This window comes from Pseudoflavonifractor sp. 60, from assembly GCF_009911645.1.
Lineage (GTDB): Bacteria > Bacillota > Clostridia > Oscillospirales > Oscillospiraceae > Lawsonibacter.
The window spans coordinates 17,313-35,342 of sequence record NZ_QWKI01000107.1 but is presented as its reverse complement, the minus strand read 5'-3'; the positions used below and the strand labels follow the sequence as shown (position 1 = coordinate 35,342).

Annotated in this window: 13 protein-coding genes and 2 pseudogenes; 7 read left to right on the top strand and 8 right to left on the bottom strand. The window is 60.0% G+C overall.

All coding sequences use genetic code 11. The annotated features are described in order from the left end of the window. Nucleotides 1-17: 17 nt before the first annotated feature. Nucleotides 18-1,277, bottom strand: a complete 1,260-nt coding sequence (locus D1646_RS12020) for a competence/damage-inducible protein A (RefSeq protein WP_160636687.1) — start codon at nt 1,275-1,277, stop codon at nt 18-20. A 370-nt stretch (nt 1,278-1,647) separates the two neighbouring features. Between D1646_RS12020 and D1646_RS12015 the strand changes: the two genes are divergently transcribed. The 6 genes and pseudogenes from D1646_RS12015 to D1646_RS23275 form a co-directional block, all read left to right on the top strand. Next, a complete protein-coding gene (locus tag D1646_RS12015; protein ID WP_160636686.1) occupies nt 1,648-2,136 on the top strand; it encodes a tRNA (cytidine(34)-2'-O)-methyltransferase in 489 nt (162 codons plus the stop codon). A gap of 42 nt (nt 2,137-2,178) precedes the next feature. Further along, complete coding sequence (locus D1646_RS12010; protein WP_160636685.1) at nt 2,179-3,459, top strand: phosphoglycerate kinase; 1,281 nt, start codon at nt 2,179-2,181, stop codon at nt 3,457-3,459. A gap of 62 nt (nt 3,460-3,521) precedes the next feature. Continuing rightward, nucleotides 3,522-4,295: a triose-phosphate isomerase gene (gene tpiA, locus D1646_RS12005; protein ID WP_160636684.1), complete on the top strand. Its 774-nt coding sequence runs from the start codon at nt 3,522-3,524 to the stop codon at nt 4,293-4,295. 77 nt (nt 4,296-4,372) lie between these two features. Beyond that, nucleotides 4,373-5,887: a 2,3-bisphosphoglycerate-independent phosphoglycerate mutase gene (gene gpmI / locus D1646_RS12000; protein ID WP_160636683.1), complete on the top strand. Its 1,515-nt coding sequence runs from the start codon at nt 4,373-4,375 to the stop codon at nt 5,885-5,887. Between the two features lie 72 nt (nt 5,888-5,959). Beyond that, nucleotides 5,960-7,261, top strand: coding sequence for a phosphopyruvate hydratase (gene eno / locus D1646_RS11995; RefSeq protein WP_160636682.1), 1,302 nt, complete (start codon nt 5,960-5,962; stop codon nt 7,259-7,261). Between the two features lie 194 nt (nt 7,262-7,455). Further along, a pseudogene (locus D1646_RS23275) lies at nt 7,456-7,629 on the top strand (RNA polymerase subunit sigma-70); the annotation flags it as partial. Between the two features lie 514 nt (nt 7,630-8,143). Here D1646_RS23275 and D1646_RS23270 read toward each other — a convergent pair. The 3 genes and pseudogenes from D1646_RS23270 to D1646_RS11980 all read right to left on the bottom strand — a co-directional run. Continuing rightward, a pseudogene (locus tag D1646_RS23270) lies at nt 8,144-9,187 on the bottom strand (recombinase family protein); the annotation flags it as partial. A gap of 330 nt (nt 9,188-9,517) precedes the next feature. After that, nucleotides 9,518-10,882, bottom strand: a complete 1,365-nt coding sequence (locus D1646_RS11985; RefSeq protein WP_160636681.1) for a glycoside-pentoside-hexuronide (GPH):cation symporter — start codon at nt 10,880-10,882, stop codon at nt 9,518-9,520. Then, complete coding sequence (locus tag D1646_RS11980; RefSeq protein ID WP_160636680.1) at nt 10,875-13,982, bottom strand: glycoside hydrolase family 2 TIM barrel-domain containing protein; 3,108 nt, start codon at nt 13,980-13,982, stop codon at nt 10,875-10,877. Before D1646_RS11980 ends, D1646_RS11985 begins: the two co-directional genes overlap by 8 nt. A 203-nt stretch (nt 13,983-14,185) precedes the next feature. On the opposite strand from D1646_RS11980, the gene D1646_RS11975 reads away from it, so the two are divergent. Then, a complete protein-coding gene (locus D1646_RS11975; protein ID WP_160636679.1) occupies nt 14,186-15,049 on the top strand; it encodes an AraC family transcriptional regulator in 864 nt (287 codons plus the stop codon). A gap of 52 nt (nt 15,050-15,101) precedes the next feature. Here D1646_RS11975 and D1646_RS11970 read toward each other — a convergent pair whose 3' ends face one another. From D1646_RS11970 to D1646_RS11960, 4 genes are read right to left on the bottom strand one after another with little or no spacing between them, the layout of a single operon-like run. Next, entirely contained in the window at nt 15,102-16,418 is a 1,317-nt protein-coding gene (locus tag D1646_RS11970) for an FAD-dependent oxidoreductase (RefSeq protein ID WP_160636678.1), read from the bottom strand. A 53-nt stretch (nt 16,419-16,471) separates the two neighbouring features. Next, nucleotides 16,472-17,308: a 4Fe-4S binding protein gene (locus D1646_RS11965; RefSeq protein ID WP_160636677.1), complete on the bottom strand. Its 837-nt coding sequence runs from the start codon at nt 17,306-17,308 to the stop codon at nt 16,472-16,474. Nucleotides 17,309-17,311: 3 nt separating this feature from the next. After that, nucleotides 17,312-17,464, bottom strand: coding sequence for a CD1871A family CXXC motif-containing protein (locus D1646_RS22715; RefSeq protein ID WP_201754652.1), 153 nt, complete (start codon nt 17,462-17,464; stop codon nt 17,312-17,314). Beyond that, nucleotides 17,442-18,005: a TlpA disulfide reductase family protein gene (locus D1646_RS11960; protein ID WP_160636676.1), complete on the bottom strand. Its 564-nt coding sequence runs from the start codon at nt 18,003-18,005 to the stop codon at nt 17,442-17,444. The genes D1646_RS22715 and D1646_RS11960 overlap by 23 nt, the downstream gene beginning before the upstream one ends. Nucleotides 18,006-18,030: the final 25 nt, after the last annotated feature.

The window sequence follows — 18,030 nt, the reverse complement described above, 5'->3', positions numbered from 1 at the left end:
TGTACAGAAGTTCCCGCTCAGGCCCCGTAGTCCAGCCCGGACAGATACCGGCGGGCCAGGTCGAAGGCGTGGCTGGCGGTCTGGGTGCGCAGCCGCTCCCGCATGGGGCGGTTGCCCAGGTGGAGGGGGCGCACGTGGGTCCCCTGGGGGGTTGCGATGGCCACGAACATGGTGCCTACCTCGTTGCACCGGTCGTCCCGGTCGGGACCCGCCACACCGGTGGAGGACAGGGCGACGTCGCAGCTCAGAACCCTTCTGGCCCCCTCGGCCATAGCGGCGGCCACCTCTTTGGAGACCGCGCCGAACCGGTCCAGTGTTTCCTGGGGGACCCCCAGAAGGCCGGCCTTGATCTCGTTGGTGTAGGACACAATCCCTCCCTTGAAGACCTGGGAGGCGCCGGGGACGTCGGTGAGCCGCTTGGCGATGAGTCCGCCAGTGCAGCTCTCGGCGCAGCCCAGGGTGAGGCCCTTCGCCTTCAGGCCCTCCAGCACCACGTACTCCAGGCAGGGCACATCGACTCCGTAGACCTTGTCGCCGAAAAGCTGCTTTATCTGCTCCACTGTGGGCTTGAGCAGGGCCTGAGCCTCCTCGTCAGTGGGGGCCTTGGCGGTGACCCGCAGCTCACACTCCCCCTCCTTGGCGTAGGGGGCCAGGGTGGGATTGGTCATGGCGTTCATCTGATCCCGCAGCTGGGCCTCCATGGAAGACTCGCCAATGCCAAACAATTTAATAGTATGGGAGGCGATGACCCCCTCGGACAGAGAGAGGAGGTAGGGCGTGGCCCGGTAGTGGAACATGGGGCGGCACTCGCTGGGGGGACCAGGAAGCATAATCACGTGGACCCCCTCTGCCTCAAAGGCGCAGCCCGGGGCGGTGCCCCAGTCGTTCTCCAGGATGGTACACCCTTCGGGGAGCATAGCCTGCTGGAGATTGTTGTCCGTCATAGGGCGGCCAATGCGCTGGAAATAGGAGCGGATGCGCTGGGCCGACCCCTCGTCAAAGACCAGCTCCTTGCCGAAGGCCTCGGCCAGCACATTTTTTGTCAGGTCGTCGCAGGTGGGCCCCAGGCCGCCGGTGGTGATGATAATGTCCGCCCGCTGCTTGGCCAGGGCCACCGCCTCCCGGGCGCGCTGGGGATTGTCCCCCACCACGGTGTGCCAGAAGACATTCAGACCCAGCTCGCTCAGCCCCTGGGAGAGCATCTGGGCGTCGGTGTTGGCGATGTTGCCCAGCAGCAGCTCGGTACCCACAGACAGGATTTCAACTGTATGAGACATAATAAAAACCCCCTGTTCAATCAAAAAGACGTTTATAAAACATATTATAGCACGCCTGCCAAGGAAGTGGTAGCGGTTTCCTGAAAAAGGCAGGAATTTTTGTATAAAATTTCTGCGCAGAGGAAAAAACAGGGGAAGCGGGGAGGGAACGGACGAATTTTTACTGCAAAATGAGCTGAAATTGCTTCGGCACTTTGCCGAAAAAGGACGGAGAAAATGCTGATAAATCTAAAAAAGACACAAGGAATAAGAAATAGCACTGAGATTTCAAGACTTTTGTGAAGTTTTTGCATGATTTCGACCATTTTACAGTTGAAATTTTTTCCGGATTGGACTACAATGGGAACCGCAAGAGCAAGGAGGGGCCCATGTGCTGAACATTGTACTGGTCGAACCGGAGATCCCCCAGAATACCGGAAATATTGCCCGCACCTGTGCCGCGACCCGCAGCCGGCTCCATCTGGTCAAGCCTCTGGGCTTTGATATCAGCGAGCGTGCGGTGCGCCGGGCAGGGCTGGACTACTGGCATATGGTAGACCTGCACGTCTATGACAGCCTGGACCACTTCTTTGCGGTCAATCCTGAACCGGACCTGTGGCTGGCGACCACGAAAGCCCCCCAGGACTACACCGGGGCCCACTTCAGGGACGGATGCTGGCTGATGTTCGGCAAGGAGACCGCCGGACTGCCTGAGGAACTGCGGCGGCGCTGGTACGACCGGTGTGTGCGCATCCCCATGCGGCCCGACGCCCGAAGTCTGAACCTGGCCAACTCGGTGGCGATCCTCGCTTACGAGGCCCTGCGGCAGCAGGGTTTCCCGGAGCTGTCCGGGGCGGGGGAGATGGCCCAAGAGCGGTAAAGCCTGTTTTGTCACCTTTACGAAAAGAAAGGAGTCAATAGTATGAACTACAACAAGAAGACAGTCAAGGATGTGGATGTCAAGGGCAAGAAGGTGCTGCTGCGCTGCGACTTTAACGTGCCCATGGCGAAGGACGGCAGCGGCGTCATCACCGATGACAAGCGCATCCGGGCTGCCCTGCCCACCATCCAGTATCTGCTGGACCAGGGTGCAGCGGTGATTGCCTGCTCCCACATGGGCAAGCCGGTGGCCACCTTTGAGTCCTACAAGAAGAAGCAGCTGGAGAAGGGTAAGGATGAGGCCTCCATCACCGAGGAGAAGTGGAAGAAGTCTCTGGCCGAGCTTCGCATGGAGCCTGTAGCCGCCCGCCTGAGCGAGCTGCTGGGCAAGAATGTGATTCTGGCCGGCGACGTGGTGGGCCCCGACGCCCAGGCCAAGGCTGCCGCGCTGAAGGCCGGCGAGATCATGCTCCTCCAGAATACCCGCTTTGAGAAGGGGGAGACCAAAAACGACCCCGAGCTGGTCAAGAAGATGGCCGCGCTGGCTGGAGCCGACGGCGTCTATGTATCCGATGCCTTCGGCGCCGTCCACCGCGCCCATGCTTCCACCGCCGGAGTGGCGGCCCACCTGCCCGCCGTCAGCGGCTTCCTGATTCAGAAGGAGCTGGACTTTATCGGCGGCGCGCTGGCCAACCCCAAGCGGCCTCTGGTAGCCATTCTGGGCGGCTCCAAGGTGAGCTCCAAGATTGGCGTTATCAACAATCTGCTGGAGATTGCCGACACCATTATTATTGGCGGCGGCATGGCCTACACCTTCTCCGCCGCCCAAGGGGGCAAGGTGGGCGACAGCCTGCTGGAGGAGGACTGGAAGTCCTACTCTCTGGAGATGATTCAGAAAGCCAAGGACAAGGGCGTCAAGCTGTTGCTGCCTGTGGACACCGTGATTGCCGACAAGTTTGCACCCGACGCCGACAGCAAGGTGGTCAAGGCCGGTGAGATCCCCGATGGCTGGCAGGGCCTGGATATCGGCCCCGAGACGGTGAAGCTGTACTGCGACGCCGTGGCCGACGCAGGCACCGTCATCTGGAACGGCCCCATGGGCGTGTTTGAGTTTGAGAAATTTGCCGCAGGCACCAAGGCTGTGGCCGAGGCCCTCAGCAAGACGGACGCCATTACCATCATCGGCGGCGGAGACAGCGCAGCGGCGGTGCAGCAGCTGGGCTACGCCGACAAGATGACCCACATCTCCACTGGCGGCGGTGCATCCCTTGAATTTATGGAGGGCAAGGAACTGCCCGGCGTGGCTTGTCTGCTGGACAAATAAAAACTTGGGGTTCACCCCCATTTGCAAATAAATTGGAAAAAACAAATTAGGAGTGATTAACCATGAATCGCCGCTACCGCAAGACCATCATCGCCGGCAACTGGAAGATGAACAACACCCTTTCCCAGACCAAGGCCTTTGCTGAGGAGATCAAGCCCATCATGCCCAAGGGCAAGTGGTGCAATGTGGTGCTGTGTGTCCCCGCCACCAATATCCAGGCCGCTGTCCGCCTGTTCAAGGACTGCCACATCGCCATTGGTGCGGAGACCTGCCACGAGCTGGACCACGGCGCCTACACCGGTGAGATCACCGCCGCCATGATTAAGGAGGCGGGGGCCAAGTACGTTATCATCGGCCACTCCGAGCGCCGTCAGTACTACAACGAGACCGACTTCACCGTGAACAAGAAGGTCCACGCCGCTATCGAGGCCGGCCTGGTTCCCATTATCTGCGTGGGTGAGAGCCTGGAGCAGCGGGAGCTGGGCGTGACCATGGAACTCATTGCCTATCAGGTGAAGTGCGCCCTGGCTAATGTGGCCCCCGAGAAGGTGCGCCATATCGTCATTGCCTATGAGCCCCTGTGGGCCATCGGTACCGGCAAGACCGCCACAGCCGAGCAGGCCGGCGAGGTCTGCCAGGCCATCCGCACCGTCATCCGCAAGCAGTACGGCGCCCATGTGGCCCGCTCCGTCACCATCCAGTACGGCGGCTCTATGAACGCCAAGAACGCTCAGGAGCTGTTGGCCCAGCCCGACGTGGATGGCGGCCTGATTGGCGGCGCAGCTCTGAAGCCCGCTGATTTCGTCAAGATCATTGAGGCGGCCAACCAGGAGTAATACTTCCGGAGTAAATTCGGGGCGTGCTGTGGGCGCGCCCCGAAGAAAAACGTCCGGTATAAGAAGGAAAGGTTTTAATGAAAACACCTACTACTTTGATTATTATGGATGGATTTGGCGTGGAGGGGCCCTCTGCGGGTAACGCTGTGGTCAACGCACCCACCCCCAATCTGGACAAGATTTTTTCCCAGTGCCCCGGCAGTAAGCTGTCCGCCTCCGGGCTGGACGTGGGCCTGCCCGACGGACAGATGGGCAACAGCGAGGTGGGCCACACCAATATCGGCGCGGGCCGGGTCGTCTTCCAGGACCTGCCCCACATCAGCCGGGATATCGAGTCCGGGGCCTTTTTTGAGAATCCCGTCTATCTGGAGGCCATGGACAACTGCCGGGAGTGGGGCTCCGCCCTTCACCTGATGGGCCTGCTGTCCGACGGCGGCGTCCACAGCCACATCACTCACCTCTTTGCCCTGCTGAAAATGGCCCAGGACCAGGGCCTGAAGAAGGTCTATGTCCACTGCTTCCTGGATGGTCGCGATGTGCCTCCCTCCTCCGGCAAGGGATATGTGGAACAGCTCCAGGCCAAGATGCAGCAGCTGGGCATTGGCCAGATTGCCACCGTGATGGGCCGGTACTATGCCATGGACCGGGACAAACGCTGGGATCGGGTTCAGAAGGCCTATGACGCCATTGTCTGCGGTCAGGCTCCCTTTGTGGCCGACGGCGCGGACGCGGTGCAGGCCTCCTATGACGCCGGGGTCACCGACGAGTTCATGGTCCCCGTGGTGTGTACCAAAGACGCCCAGATTCGGGATAACGACTCGGTGATTTTCTTCAACTTCCGCCCCGACCGGGCCCGGGAGATTACCCGCTGCCTAGTGGACGAGGATTTCAACGACGTAGAGCGGAAGACCGGCTTTATTCCTGTGGATTTCGTGTGTACCACCGAGTACGACGCCACCATGCCCAACGTCTCGGTGGCCTATCCCCGGCAGAAGCTGGACAACATCTTTGGTGAATACATCTCCAACCTGGGCCTGACTCAGCTGCGTATTGCCGAAACAGAGAAGTACGCCCATGTGACCTTCTTTTTCAACGGCGGCGTGGAGCAGGTGTTCCCTGGGGAGGACCGGTGTTTGATTAAGTCACCCTCGGTGGCCACTTACGACCTCCAGCCCGAGATGTCCGCCTACGAGGTCACCGAGGAGGCGGTGAAGCGCATTCTCAGCGGGACCTATGACGTTATTGTCCTCAACTTTGCCAACTGCGACATGGTGGGTCACACCGGCGTGTACCAGGCCGCCTGTAAGGCGGTGTCCACCGTGGACGAGTGCGTGGGCAAGGTGGTGGAGGCCACCTCCAAAATGGGGGGCGTGTCTCTGATCACCGCCGACCACGGCAACGCGGAGCGGATGATTGATACTGATGGCTCCCCCTTTACCGCCCACACCACCAACCTGGTGCCTTTCTACATTGTGGGCGCCAACGTGAAGCTGCGGGACGGCCGCCTGTGTGATATTGCGCCCACCATGCTGGACCTGATGGGCTTGGCGAAGCCCACAGAGATGGACGGGGAGACCCTGATTGCCCAGTAAAATTATTGACCCGGCGGGGGATCCCGCTTTCCAACGATAATCCCATCACAATTTGAAAGGAGATCAAATTCCATGAAGCAGATGATCGAAATTGTTGACGTAGTCGGACGTGAGATCCTGGACTCCCGCGGCAACCCCACCGTTGAGGTGGAGGTCTATCTGGAAGACGGCACCATGGGCCGCGCTGCTGTTCCCTCCGGCGCTTCCACCGGCATTTATGAGGCCTGCGAGCTCCGGGACGGCGACAAGAGCCGCTACCTGGGCAAGGGCGTGCTGAAGGCCGTGGAGAGCGTCAACACCGAGATCGCCGAGGCCCTGGTGGGCACCAATGTGCTGGACCAGACCGCCATTGACAAGATGCTTATCGATCTGGACGGCACTGCCAACAAGGACCGCCTGGGGGCCAACGCCATCCTCGGCGCCTCCCTGGCCTGCGCCAAGGCTGCCGCCAACGCTCTGGGCACCTCTCTGTACAACTATATTGGCGGCGTCAACGCCAAGCAGCTGCCCGTTCCCATGATGAACATCCTCAACGGCGGCGCTCATGCCACCAACAACGTGGAGATTCAGGAGTTTATGATTATGCCTGTCTCCGCCCCCTCCTTCCGCGAGGCTCTGCGCCGCTGCGCCGAGGTCTTCCATCAGCTGAAGAAGACCCTGAAGGAGAACGGCACTCCCGCCGCCGGCGTGGGCGACGAGGGCGGCTATGCTCCCAACCTGAAGAAGGATGAGGACGCTCTGAAGGTGATCGTTCAGGCCATTGAGGAGGCCGGCTACAAGCCCGGCGAGGACTTTATGATTGCCATCGACGCCGCCTCCTCCGAGTGGTGGAATGAGGAGGAGAAGTGCTATATCCAGCCCAAGAGCAACAAGAAGCTGACCCAGCAGCAGCTGGTGAATATGTGGAAGAAGTTCGCCGACACCTACCCCATCATTTCCCTGGAGGACGGCATGGCCGAGACCGACTGGGAGGGCTGGGCTATGCTGACCAAGGCCATTGGCGACAAGGTCCAGCTGGTTGGCGACGACCTGTTTGTCACCAATGTGTCCCGTCTGGCTACCGGCATTGAGAAGAAGGTGGGCAACGCCATCCTCATCAAGGTCAACCAGATTGGAACCCTGACCGAGACCCTGGACGCAATCCAGATGGCCAACCGGGCCGGCTACACCGCCATCGTGTCCCACCGCTCCGGCGAGACCGAGGACGCTACCATTGCCGATATCGCTGTGGCGCTCAACGCTGGTCAGATCAAGACCGGCGCTCCCAGCCGCACCGACCGGGTGGCCAAGTACAACCAGCTGCTGCGCATTGAGGAGGAGCTGGGCGAGGTGGCTCAGTATCCCGGCATGAAGGCTTTCTTCAACCTGCGCTAAATCGTTCCGTTACCGTACCAGCGCCGCCCAATCAGGGCGGCGCTGTTTTGTACCTATATCAGGGCGGAGATGGGGGTTTTCCTTCAGGGAAACCCGGCGGCGCAGTGGGGAAAGCGGGCATAGGGACGTGCTGGAGAGGAATAAGGTAGGGCGGAGGTGTTAAAATTATGCTGTCACCCGTAGTTTACCTGATGATGAACGGACTGTTTTTCACCCTTCGCCTGTCCGGGGGAGGGGGGTCTTTCCCGCGGCCGCTGAAGGCTGCGGAGGAGAAGGAGTATCTGGAGCGCTGTGCCCAGGGCGATCTGGAGGCCCGGAATATTCTGGTGGAACATAACCTGCGTCTGGTGGCGCACATTGTAAAAAAGGATGAAAGCAGAAGGAGGAATTTTCCCGGTGAAAAACGACCCCATAAGGGCCGCCGAATTTTAGAAAAATGTCCAAGTGCAGTACCTCTCTGGTGCTGCCTTTTTTGACCACAATTTTGTCTAAAATTGTGGTGACTAGAGGGGAACTGACGCCGTTTTGAAAAGTCAGCTCCGCATTCAGAGCGGCCCGTATCTCCTCCGTCTGCGCCTGGGTCCGCTGTTTTTTCTCAGCCTCCCTCTGGAGCGCCGTCCGCTTCTCCTCCAGGGCTCTGATCTGTCCGTTGAATCCGTCGTTGCGTTGCTTGAACTCCGCCGTAGAGATGATGCCCTCAATGCTCATCTCCAGCAGGCGGTCTTTTTTTGCCTGGATGGCGGACAGGTCCTTCTCTATATGGTGCAGGTCCTGAGTGTAGTCGTGTTCGTCGGGGACGGCCTGGAGGAGGGTCATCACTGCGTCGATGATAGCCTGTTTGTCCTGGGCCAGCCGGTCAAAAATCCGGGCCATCACCTGATCCAGCTCTGTGGTGTAGAGCTGGGGGGCGGAACAGGCCGCTCGGCCCCGGTCTCGATACACCCGGCACTGCCAAACCTCCTTGTTCCCACTGGCGCTTTTCAGCAGCTGCCGGTGGAAGCTGGCGCCGTGTTCCCCGCAGATGATTTTGCCGCTGTAGGGGTAACGGTTGTGGAACTCCGCCCCGCTCTGGTGCTGTTTCATCTGCCGGCTGCGCCGCTTGTAGAGGGCGTTGGCACGGTCCCACAGCTCCTCGGAGACAATGGCCGGGACGGACGGGTCGGGGTACATGACCCACTCCCGCTCGTCCAGGAAAATTTTCCGCTTGCTGCGGTAGTCCACCGTCTGAGACTTGTTGGCGCAGTACCAGCCCTTGTACTTGGGATTGCAGAGGATGTGCCGGATGGTGAGGACGTTGAAGGCGTTGCCCTTCCGGCTGGTGAAGCCCTCGTCCAGCAGGGTCTGGGAGATGCGGCGGATGCCCATCTGCCGGTTGGCGTAGAGGTCGAAGATCCGCCGCACCACCTGGGCCTCTCCCTCATTGATGGTCAGCACGCAGTCCTTCTTGTCATAGCCCCACAGCTTGTCGTTGCCCAGCACGTGGCCGTTTTTGATGGCCTGGCGGAAGCCGAACTTTAGCCGCTCGGACAGCTTGCGCACCTCGTCCTGGGCAACCCCGGCCATGACCACCAGGCGAAACTCGCTGTCGCTGTCCAGGGTGTTGATGTTGTCGTTCTGGAACAGGACCCCCACGTCATGCTCCAGCAGCTCCTGGGTGTACTGGATGCTGTCCAGGGTGGAACGGGAAAAGCGGGAGATCTCCTTGGTGATGATGAAATCAAACCGCCCCGCTTTGGCGTCCCTTATCATCTGTAGGAAGCTCTCCCGCCGTTTGGTGCTGGTGCCGCTGATGCCTTCGTCAATGTAGCCCGGCACAAGGGTCCAGCTGGGCTGACTCTGAATTAGCTCAGTGTAGTACTGTATTTGATTGTCCAGGCTGTTGAGCTGTTCATCTTTGTCAGTGGAAACTCTGGCGTAGAAGGTCACCCGCAGAGGCAGGTCGAAGATTGTTTTGCCGCTGCGCAGTTCGCTGCGGAGTTTCAGGATATTCACCCTTCTGCCTCCTCTGTCAGGCACACGGGATACCGGAATAGCTCAGGAAGGTCTGCGGAATGTACCAGATCAACGGCCCTGGAACAGGTAGAGTTTGATATGAGACCGAGGGTACGGATATGGTTCAGCAGGACGCTGACCAGTTCTCGCTGTGCGCGTTCCAATTTACATCACCTCGGTTTATAAATATGTGTCCTACTGCAAAAAATACCAGACGGATGAAATCCGTCTGGCATTTCCGCGCCGGGGTGTGGCAGCCGCGGGTTAAGGGATTATAACCTCTTTCAGCTGCCGGTTCTCCTTCTCCACGTCCATCCGCATCAGCAGAAGGACAATCAGAAGGTTGATGACCATGGGAATCCACAGGTACATGACATGGAGCATATTCAGGCAGCTGGTGCTCTGGACTGCGGCGAGGCCGTCGTAGCCGCTCCACTCCAGCAGCCAGCCGCATATTGCGGTGCCCAGTCCGCCGCCGATTTTCACGCCCAGGGAGGTGCAGGAGTACATGGTGCCGTCAACCCGTTTCCCCTTTGTTAAGAAGGTGTATTCGGAGCAGGCGGCGATTAGAGCATTCAGGTCGCCCTGGAGAGGGCTCATACCGAAGGCCGCCACGCCGGAGAACACCAGCATCAGGGGGACGCTGTGGAGATAGGCCGCCAGGATGACCAGCGCCCGGCCCACCGTGCCAATGATGTAGCCTCCCAGATTCAGCCTGTACATTCCGTGGAACTTTTCCACCAAAACGGGGGTGAGCATCAGGCCAATAATCAGCGGGATATTGATGGCCCAGGAGAAGACGCCCAGCAGGTTCTCGTTCCCCAGCACAAAGGTCATATAGAAAATGCCCATATTCAAGGTGGCGGTGTAGATTTGCATCAGGACATAGGTGACGCAGATGATGATGTAGTAGCGGTTGGCGGCCAGCAGCCGGGCGGCGTCGGCCAAGGAGTACTTCTCCGCCGGGGCCGCCAGGGCGCTGTCCTCTGCCAGCTCCTCCTCGGGCAGCTCCTTCACCGACAGCACGGAGAGGGTGTTGGTCACCAGGCCAATGACGGCGTAGATCACGGCCATCCAACGCCAGCCGGCGGCCCCGCCTCCCAGAGCGGCCACCGCCCCCACGGTGACAGACTGGATCAGCAGACTGGTGCCGAAGGCGAAGACAAAGCGGATGGAGCCCATCTGGACCCGCTCGGAGCTGTTTTTAGTAATCAGAGCGGTGAGGGCGGAGTAGGCGATGTTGTTGGCGGTGTAGAATACTGCGTTGAGCAGGGTGTAGGCGATAAAGAACCAGGCGTATTTGGCAAAATCGCTCATGTCCGCCGGGATGAAGAAGATGGCGGCCAGGGTCACGGCACAGCCCACATAGCCCCAGAGCATCCAGGGCCGGGCCTTGCCCATTTTAGTGCGGGTTTTGTCGATCATAGCGCCGAAGAAGATATCGGTGACCCCGTCGAAGAGCTTGGAAACGGCGATGAGGGTTCCGATGATTCCCGAGCTCAGCCCCACCGTATTGGTGAGGAAAATCATCACAAAGGAGCTGAGCAGGGCGTACACCACATTGCCCGCAATATCCCCGGAGCCATAGCCCACCTTGTTATACCAGCGCAGATATTTTTTCTCAGTCATGCCGTTCCTCTCCTCTCAATTTGGGCTCCTCAACGCCGGGGATCAGCCGGATATGGAAGGAGTACCGCTCCCCGTCCAGGCGGTACTGGGGCAGGAGCCGGGGGCCGCAGCTCTCCGAGCCGATGCCGTTCTGGGCGTAGTCCAGGCAGAGCACCGTATCCCCGCAGGGGATCAGCTCAAAGTTGTGGGCCTTTTGGGTCAGCTCCTCCTGGGTGTAGGGGGAAGCACTGAAGCTGAAGGGGACGCCGCCGGCAGCGGTGAACCGGATTCCGTCCCCCCACACCGACACATAGTCGCAGCCCCAGTGGCTGCCGTTATCCTGGGGGCGGATGTAGTCCTCGTGGAGCTGGGACACCGGGGCGGTGTAGTGTCCGTAGGAGGCCGCCCGGTGCTTGTCCAGGTAGCTCTCCTGGGGGCCGAAGCCGCAGTACTCCGCCTGGTCCATTGTCCCCGGCAGGAAGAGGCGCAGGCCCAGCCGGGGCAGCTGGGGGAACTCGGTATTCCGCTCCACCTCCAGGCGCAGGCCGACCGCCCCGTCGGGGAAGACGGTCCACTCCGTCTGGAGCTCCAGAAAGGGCTGAACGGCGATGGCGGACACCGACATGGTGCTGGAGATGTGGACCGCCCCGTCCTCCAGCCGCCAACGGGTCTGGTAGCAGCGGGTCACGCTCCGGTCGTAGTGGGCGGCCAGCCAATCTAGCTTGATTTTCCGGTCGTTGTCGGTGGGGGCCCGCCAAACGTTGAGCTCCATGGGCCGGGTGAGGCAGCGCTGTCCGCCGAAGTCCAGGCGAGTGAACAGGCCCGTCCGCCTGCTGTAGACGTAGCACAGCCGCTCACTGCGGATGGTGAGGAAGTCCTCCCCCTGAGTTACCTCCAGGGCGGGGGCGGCCCCGTCTCCGGTCTGGAGCAGGGCGGCGGCACGCTGGTTCCGCCCGTCCCGGTTTTCCAGCGGCCACAAATCAAACCCCAGCAGGTGGCCCGCCGGCACCAGCGTCGTCCCGTGTTTGGAGCAGCAGGACAGCTTGAGGAAGCACTTCCCCCTGGGAGGCACAGAGACCGGCAGCAGGATAGTCCCCTCTCCCTGGGGTGGGATATGGCCCAGAAGGCTCTCTGGAATCCGCCCGGAGACCGCCGTTCTGCCGTCGCAGGTCACCTCATAGGTCAGATAGACGGCGTTTTCCAGGGCGGTGAAGTCCAAATAGTTCCGCAGTCTCAACTCCCCCGTGTCCTGCCGGTAGGAGAGAATCCGGACGGGGCGGTACACATTCCAGTACTCCAGCAGTCCGGTATGGGGGACCCGGTCGGGGTAGACCAACCCGTCCAGACAGAAATTGCCGTCGTGAGGGTACTCCCCGTGGTCGCCGCCATAGAAGTACATGGCCCTGCCGTTCTCTGCCTGTCCCTTGTAAATGGCGTGGTCGCACCACTCCCAGACAAAGCCGCCGCACAGGACGGGACTGCGCTCAATGAGCTGAAAATAGTCCTCCAAATCGCCGGGGCCGTTGCCCATGGCGTGGGCGTACTCGCACATGAGGAAGGGCTTGTCCGGATTCCCGGCCAGATAGGCCCGGATCTGGTCCAGGGAGGGGTACATCACGCTGTACAGGTCGATGTTGGAGTAGTCATACTTCTTTTTGGAGCTGCGGTACTGGGCGCTCTCGTAGTGGGTGAGCCGCCGGGGGTCAAACTGCTTAGTCCAGGCCAGAGCGGCCTCGAAGCAGCAGCCATAGGCGCTCTCGTTGCCCATGGACCAGATCAGCACGCAGGGCCGGTTTTTGTCCCGGTGAACACACCGCTCCGTCCGGTCCAGGGTCGCCTCCAGAAAGTCCGGATTGTCGGCGAAGGGGCGGTTCCACCGCTCCACGTGCTCCTCCCACACGTCGTTCTGGCTGCAATACAGCTCAGAGGCCCCGTGGCTCTCGTGGTCCGCCTCATCGATTACATAGAAGCCATATTGGTCGCACAGCTGGTAGAACCCGGGGGAGTTGGGGTAGTGGCTGGTGCGGATGGCGTTGAAGTTGTGCCGCTTCATCAGCTCCAGATCCCGCCTGGCCTGGTCCATGGTGATGGTATAGCCAGTGACCGGGTCGGAGTCGTGGCGGTTGACTCCCCGGAACTTGATGGGAACGCCGTTGAGCAGAACCTGGTTGTCCTGAGTACGGATTTCCCGGAAGCCAACCCGGTCGGTGATGACCTCGTGGGCCGTCTCCAGTACCAGGGTGTAGAGATAGGGGTCCTCCGCGTTCCAGAGGCGGCAGCCCTTGATCTCCAGCTCCAGGCACTGGTGGTACGGCCCCTCCTCCGGGCGCACGGTCCACATCCCTTCTCCCACCGGCCTGCCGTCGCCGTCATAGAGGGCGGTGGTGAGGGGGACCTCCTTCTGAAAAAATCTGACCCGAACCCTTAACCGTCCGCCCTGCGCTTGGAGGTCGGTGGTGACGAAGTAGTCGAAGATTCCCTCCCTGGGGCGCTTGAGCAGGTAGACGTCCCGGAAGATCCCGCTCATGCGGAATTTGTCCTGGTCCTCCAGGTAGCTGCCGTCGCACCACTTCAGCACCAGCACGGCCAGGGTGTTCTGCCCGTTGTGGAGCAGATCAGTCACGTCGAACTCGCTGGTGGAGTGGGAAACCTGGCTGTAGCCCACGTACTGTCCGTTGACCCACAGGTAGAAGCAGGAGTCAACCCCTTCAAAGTTCAGGCAGGCTCTGGGGGCGTCCTCGTCCTTTTGATAGGGGAAGCAGCGAACATAGGCCCCGCAGGGATTGTCCTGAGGGACGTAGGGCGGGTCGGCGGGGAAGGGGTAGCGGATGTTGGTGTACTGGTGCTGGTCGTACCCCTCCATCTGCCAGCAGCTAGGGACGGGAATGGGGGAAAAGCCCTCCAGGGGGTTGTCCGGCTGGTAAAAGGGGGTTTGCAGCTGCTGGACGCTGGGGTACCAGCGAAAGCTCCAGTCCCCGTTCAGCAGCTGGAAGCGGTCGGAGCGCTCCCGGTGTTCCGCCAGGCCGTCCAGACGCCAGGAGGCGGGGATGTAGTAGGCGCGGTTGGGCATTGTGTTTTGGTGGAGGATGTGCAGGTCCTCGTAATATCCGGGTATCATCATAATGTCTCCCTCCTGTTTTGAAAAAGTCAGGACCTCCTCTGATAAATCAAGAATAAACGTCCTTTTTTGAGAATCCTATGGAAGGAATCACCTGATATAGAGAGAAAATCACCCTGCTTGAAATAATGTATTGATTTTCAGGGTCAAAACAGGCATGATAGGCAAAACCGAAGGAAAAACGTCAAATCGTGGGAGGGACCGCCATGTATATCAATTCCGGATATCTGAGAAATTCCAGAGTGGACTTTAAGGACCACACCAGGCCGCTGGTGGTGGGCAGCTGCGGGACCTACCGGCTGTCCGGTCAGCCTGCAATCCTTCCCACTCACCGCCCCCGGGGGCGGGTAGACTATCAGCTGCTGTACGTGGCGGCGGGCAAGGCCCATTTCTTTTTCAACGGGCGGGAGGAGACGGTGGGCGCGGGCAATATTGTGCTGTACTGCCCCATTGAGGAGCAGCGGTATAACTACTATGGGGCCGACTACCCGGAGGTGTTCTGGGTCCATTTCACCGGCTACGATGCCAAAAACATCCTGCGTTACTACCATCTGGTCCCGGAACGGCACATCTACCACACAGGGACCCGGGCGGAATTTCGGTGGATCTTCCAGCGGATGATTTTAGAGCTTCAGCTGTGCAAGCCCCTCTATGAGGAGATGCTGGCCTCCCTCCTCAACGACCTGCTGCTGCTCATCTGCCGCCAGCAGGAGTTGGACCGTCAGCCGGACACCATTCAGGATGAGATGATGGAGGCCATTGCCTATTTCAGTGAGAACTACAACCGGGAGCTCAGCGTCAGCGAGTATGCAAAGAGCCGCCATATCAGCACCAACCACTTTATCCGCAGCATGAAGCAGTATACCGGTATGACACCCAAGCAGTATATCGCCTCTCTGCGGATGGCAAACGCCCAAATGCTGTTGGAGAGCAGCGGCTATACCATCCAGGAGATTGCCGACTTTGTGGGCTATGGAGACGCCCTCTATTTTGGCCGGCTGTTCAAACGGCAGACTGGAATGACTCCCTCCCAGTACCGCAGGCAGTATCTAAGTCAGAATTTGGAGTAAAAAAACTGCCGGCCAGATGTCTCTGACCGGCAGTGCGCCTATTTCAAATGCTTCACGGACGGGGTCTATGGGATAACGTAATATCATCGGTGGCCGGATTGTCAATCAGCGCTCCATCCTCTCTGAAACGGGAACCGTGGCAGGGGCAATCCCAGCTGTGCTCGGCGGCATTGTACCTTAAGGCGCAGCCCATGTGGGGACAGCGGGGAACGGTGGGGGTCAGCAGCCCCAGAGCGGACTCCAGCCCGTTTACCGCCAGCTGGGGGCGGAGCATCGTCCGGGAGGGGGAAAACAGTTCCTCATAGGGATTTTCCCGCTCCAGAATCAGGTCGGTCAAAACCGCCGCCGCCGCCATAGATGAGGTCATTCCCCATTTGTTGAAGCCTGTTGCAACATAGAGTCCAGCCGTCCCTCTGGCGTATGGCCCGATATAGGGGACGCCATCCAGCGTCATGCAGTCCTGGGCAGCCCAGCGGCTCACCATTTGGGCGTTAGGGTAGTGCTTCCGGGCGAACTGCTCCAGCTCCTGCCAGCCGCCGCCCCCCTTGCCCGTCCGGTGACTGCCGCCGCCCAGGAGGAGCAAGCCGTTGTAATTCCGGAAGGACAGCCCCTTTTCGTCCTCGTCCAAATACATACCCTGTACGTCCGGGGCGCTGTTTAGAGCCAGCACATAGGAGCGGTGCTGGTACAGCTTGAGAAAGTAGCCGCCATGCTTGTTGAGAAGAGGGAAGTGGGTTGTGATGATAATTTTGTCCGCCGAGATGGTCCCGCCATGGGTCACCGCCCGGCCCGGGGCCAGCTCCAGGACCTTGGTGTGCTCAAAGATCCGCAGGTCCCGGGAGAGGGCGGCCATCAGCTTCAGGGGGTTGAACTGAGCCTGATGCCTGAATTTTACCGCTCCTTCCACCGGGAAGGGGAGAGGGAGCTGCTCCGCCAGCTCTGCAGAGAAGCCCAGCCGGTTCAGGGCGTCCAGCTCCTGGTGGATCTTCTTCCGGCTCTGGAGGGAGTAGACAAAGGTGTCCTTCTCCTCAAAGTCACATGGGATGTTCCGGCACAGGGCACGGTATTCCTCCAGCGCTCTCTGGTTGGCCTCCAGGTAGAGCCGGGCCCGCTCTATGCCGAATTTCCGAATCAGCTTGTGGTAGATGAGACCGTGCTGAGAGGTGATTTTCGCGGTGGTGTTTTGGGTGACGCCGCCGCCAATGCGGTCCGCCTCTACCAGTGCACAGTCAACACCCGTCTGAGCCAGCCGAAAAGCGCACAAGAGTCCGGCCATACCGCCGCCGATGATGAGCACATCGCTCTTCAGGTCTGACTGGAGGGGGTCAAATTGGGGCAGCTGTGCCGTTTGGCGCCATATGGAGTTCATCCTATCACCTCACTGGGGTTAGGATGGCTGGACTCCCGCAGGATTATACCCGGTCAGCCCCGGTGCTTGGGGGAGAAGAGGAGGCAGTTCCGGGGACAGGCGTCCACGCACTTTCCGCAGCGGATGCACTCCGGGGAGCGGGAGATCTCCTGGGGGGAGAGGGCCACCGGGCAGGCCGACTCACAGGCCATACAGGAGATGCACAGCTCCTTCTCCCAGTGGATCTGCACCAGGCTGAACCGGTTAAACAGGCCGTAGATGGCCCCCAGGGGACACAGGTATTGGCAGAAGGGCCGGTAGACTCGGATGGAGAGCAGCACAATGGCGAGCAAAACCCCCAGCTTCCAGAGGAACAGCCCGCCGGCCTGGCTGCGCAGGGCCTCGTTTGCGCTCAGCAGGGGGATGGCGCCCAGCAGAGTTCCAGAGGGGCAAAGATATTTACAGAAGGCCGGGACCTTTGCAAAGCCTCCCCACAAAAATATGGAGCCGGCCACGACCAGGAGGATCAGCACGGCGTATTTTCCGTATTTCAGGATGTGGTGACAGGGCAGGCGCTTTTTCTTTTTGCAGATAGGCAGCTTGTGCAGCAGGTCCTGCACCAGCCCGAAGGGGCACAGCCAGCCGCAGACAAAGCGCCCCAGCACACTGCCAAACAGGAAGAGAAAGCCCAACGCGGCGAAGGGAATTTGAAACCCCTGCTGATTCAGCAGCGCCTGGAGTGCGCCGATGGGACATGCGGCAATGGCCCCAGGGCAGGAGTAGCAGTTCAGCCCCGGGACGCAGAGGTATTTCAGCCCGCCGCGGTATATTTTCCCATTCAGGAAGCCGTACAGATAGCCGTTTGTCACAATGGTGAACAGCAGCTGTACCGTCAGTCGCAGTTTCTTCATCTCTCACCCAATCCCGATGCACTCCAGGCAGATCATCACCGCCTTTTTCCAAATCACGTCAAACTGACCCTGAAGGGCTCCAAGGGCGAGAAGGAGACCGCCCGTCAGTGCGCCCAGCGCCCAGGCCCACCTGTTACAGCCCTTCCAAAAGTCCATTGATGGTCTCCTCCCATGCCGATTTTTCCAACGCGCCCACCACAGTATCCAGGACCGCTCCGTTTTCGTCTAGGAAGAAGGTGGTGGGCACGGCGCTCACATCCGTCAGCAGGGCATAGTAGATGGACTCGTTCAGCAGCAGGTGTGTGTAATTGGCCCCTGTCTGCTGGACCAGACTCTCCACAAGGTCCTGGTCCGACCCCTCCATCACGTCGCTGACAATGCCGATGATTTGAAACTCCTCCCCGTTGTACTCCGCCGCCAGCTCGCCCAGTCCCGGCATCTCGCTCAGACAGGGATTGCAGTACGTTGCCCACACGTTGATCATGGTGAGCTTTGACTGAGAGAGGATGTCGGAGGACACAGCATTTCCCTCCAGGTCCACGCCCTGGAAGGAGAGGGACTCCGCAGACGCCGCTGAGGAGGAGCCGCCTGCCACTTCCGGGCCGGTTGCTTCCTGTGAGCTCTTAGGGGTGCAGCCGCTTAGCAGTAGGGCTGTCAGGACCAATGGGGCTAGCAGTATGCTATACAACTTGTTCATAAGGATTTCCTCGATTTTCCAAAAT

Bases quoted from the DNA above. Each gene is read 5' to 3' on its own strand.
- D1646_RS11975 (WP_160636679.1), top strand. From the start codon at position 14,186: ATGTATATCAATTCCGGATATCTGAGAAATTCCAGAGTGGACTTTAAG.
- D1646_RS22715 (WP_201754652.1), bottom strand. From the start codon at position 17,464: ATGGACTTTTGGAAGGGCTGTAACAGGTGGGCCTGGGCGCTGGGCGCA.
- eno (WP_160636682.1), top strand. From the start codon at position 5,960: ATGAAGCAGATGATCGAAATTGTTGACGTAGTCGGACGTGAGATCCTG.
- D1646_RS11960 (WP_160636676.1), bottom strand. From the start codon at position 18,005: ATGAACAAGTTGTATAGCATACTGCTAGCCCCATTGGTCCTGACAGCC.
- tpiA (WP_160636684.1), top strand. From the start codon at position 3,522: ATGAATCGCCGCTACCGCAAGACCATCATCGCCGGCAACTGGAAGATG.
- D1646_RS11970 (WP_160636678.1), bottom strand. From the start codon at position 16,418: ATGAACTCCATATGGCGCCAAACGGCACAGCTGCCCCAATTTGACCCC.
- D1646_RS11985 (WP_160636681.1), bottom strand. From the start codon at position 10,882: ATGACTGAGAAAAAATATCTGCGCTGGTATAACAAGGTGGGCTATGGC.
- gpmI (WP_160636683.1), top strand. From the start codon at position 4,373: ATGAAAACACCTACTACTTTGATTATTATGGATGGATTTGGCGTGGAG.
- D1646_RS12010 (WP_160636685.1), top strand. From the start codon at position 2,179: ATGAACTACAACAAGAAGACAGTCAAGGATGTGGATGTCAAGGGCAAG.
- D1646_RS11980 (WP_160636680.1), bottom strand. From the start codon at position 13,982: ATGATGATACCCGGATATTACGAGGACCTGCACATCCTCCACCAAAAC.
- D1646_RS12020 (WP_160636687.1), bottom strand. From the start codon at position 1,277: ATGTCTCATACAGTTGAAATCCTGTCTGTGGGTACCGAGCTGCTGCTG.
- D1646_RS11965 (WP_160636677.1), bottom strand. From the start codon at position 17,308: ATGAAGAAACTGCGACTGACGGTACAGCTGCTGTTCACCATTGTGACA.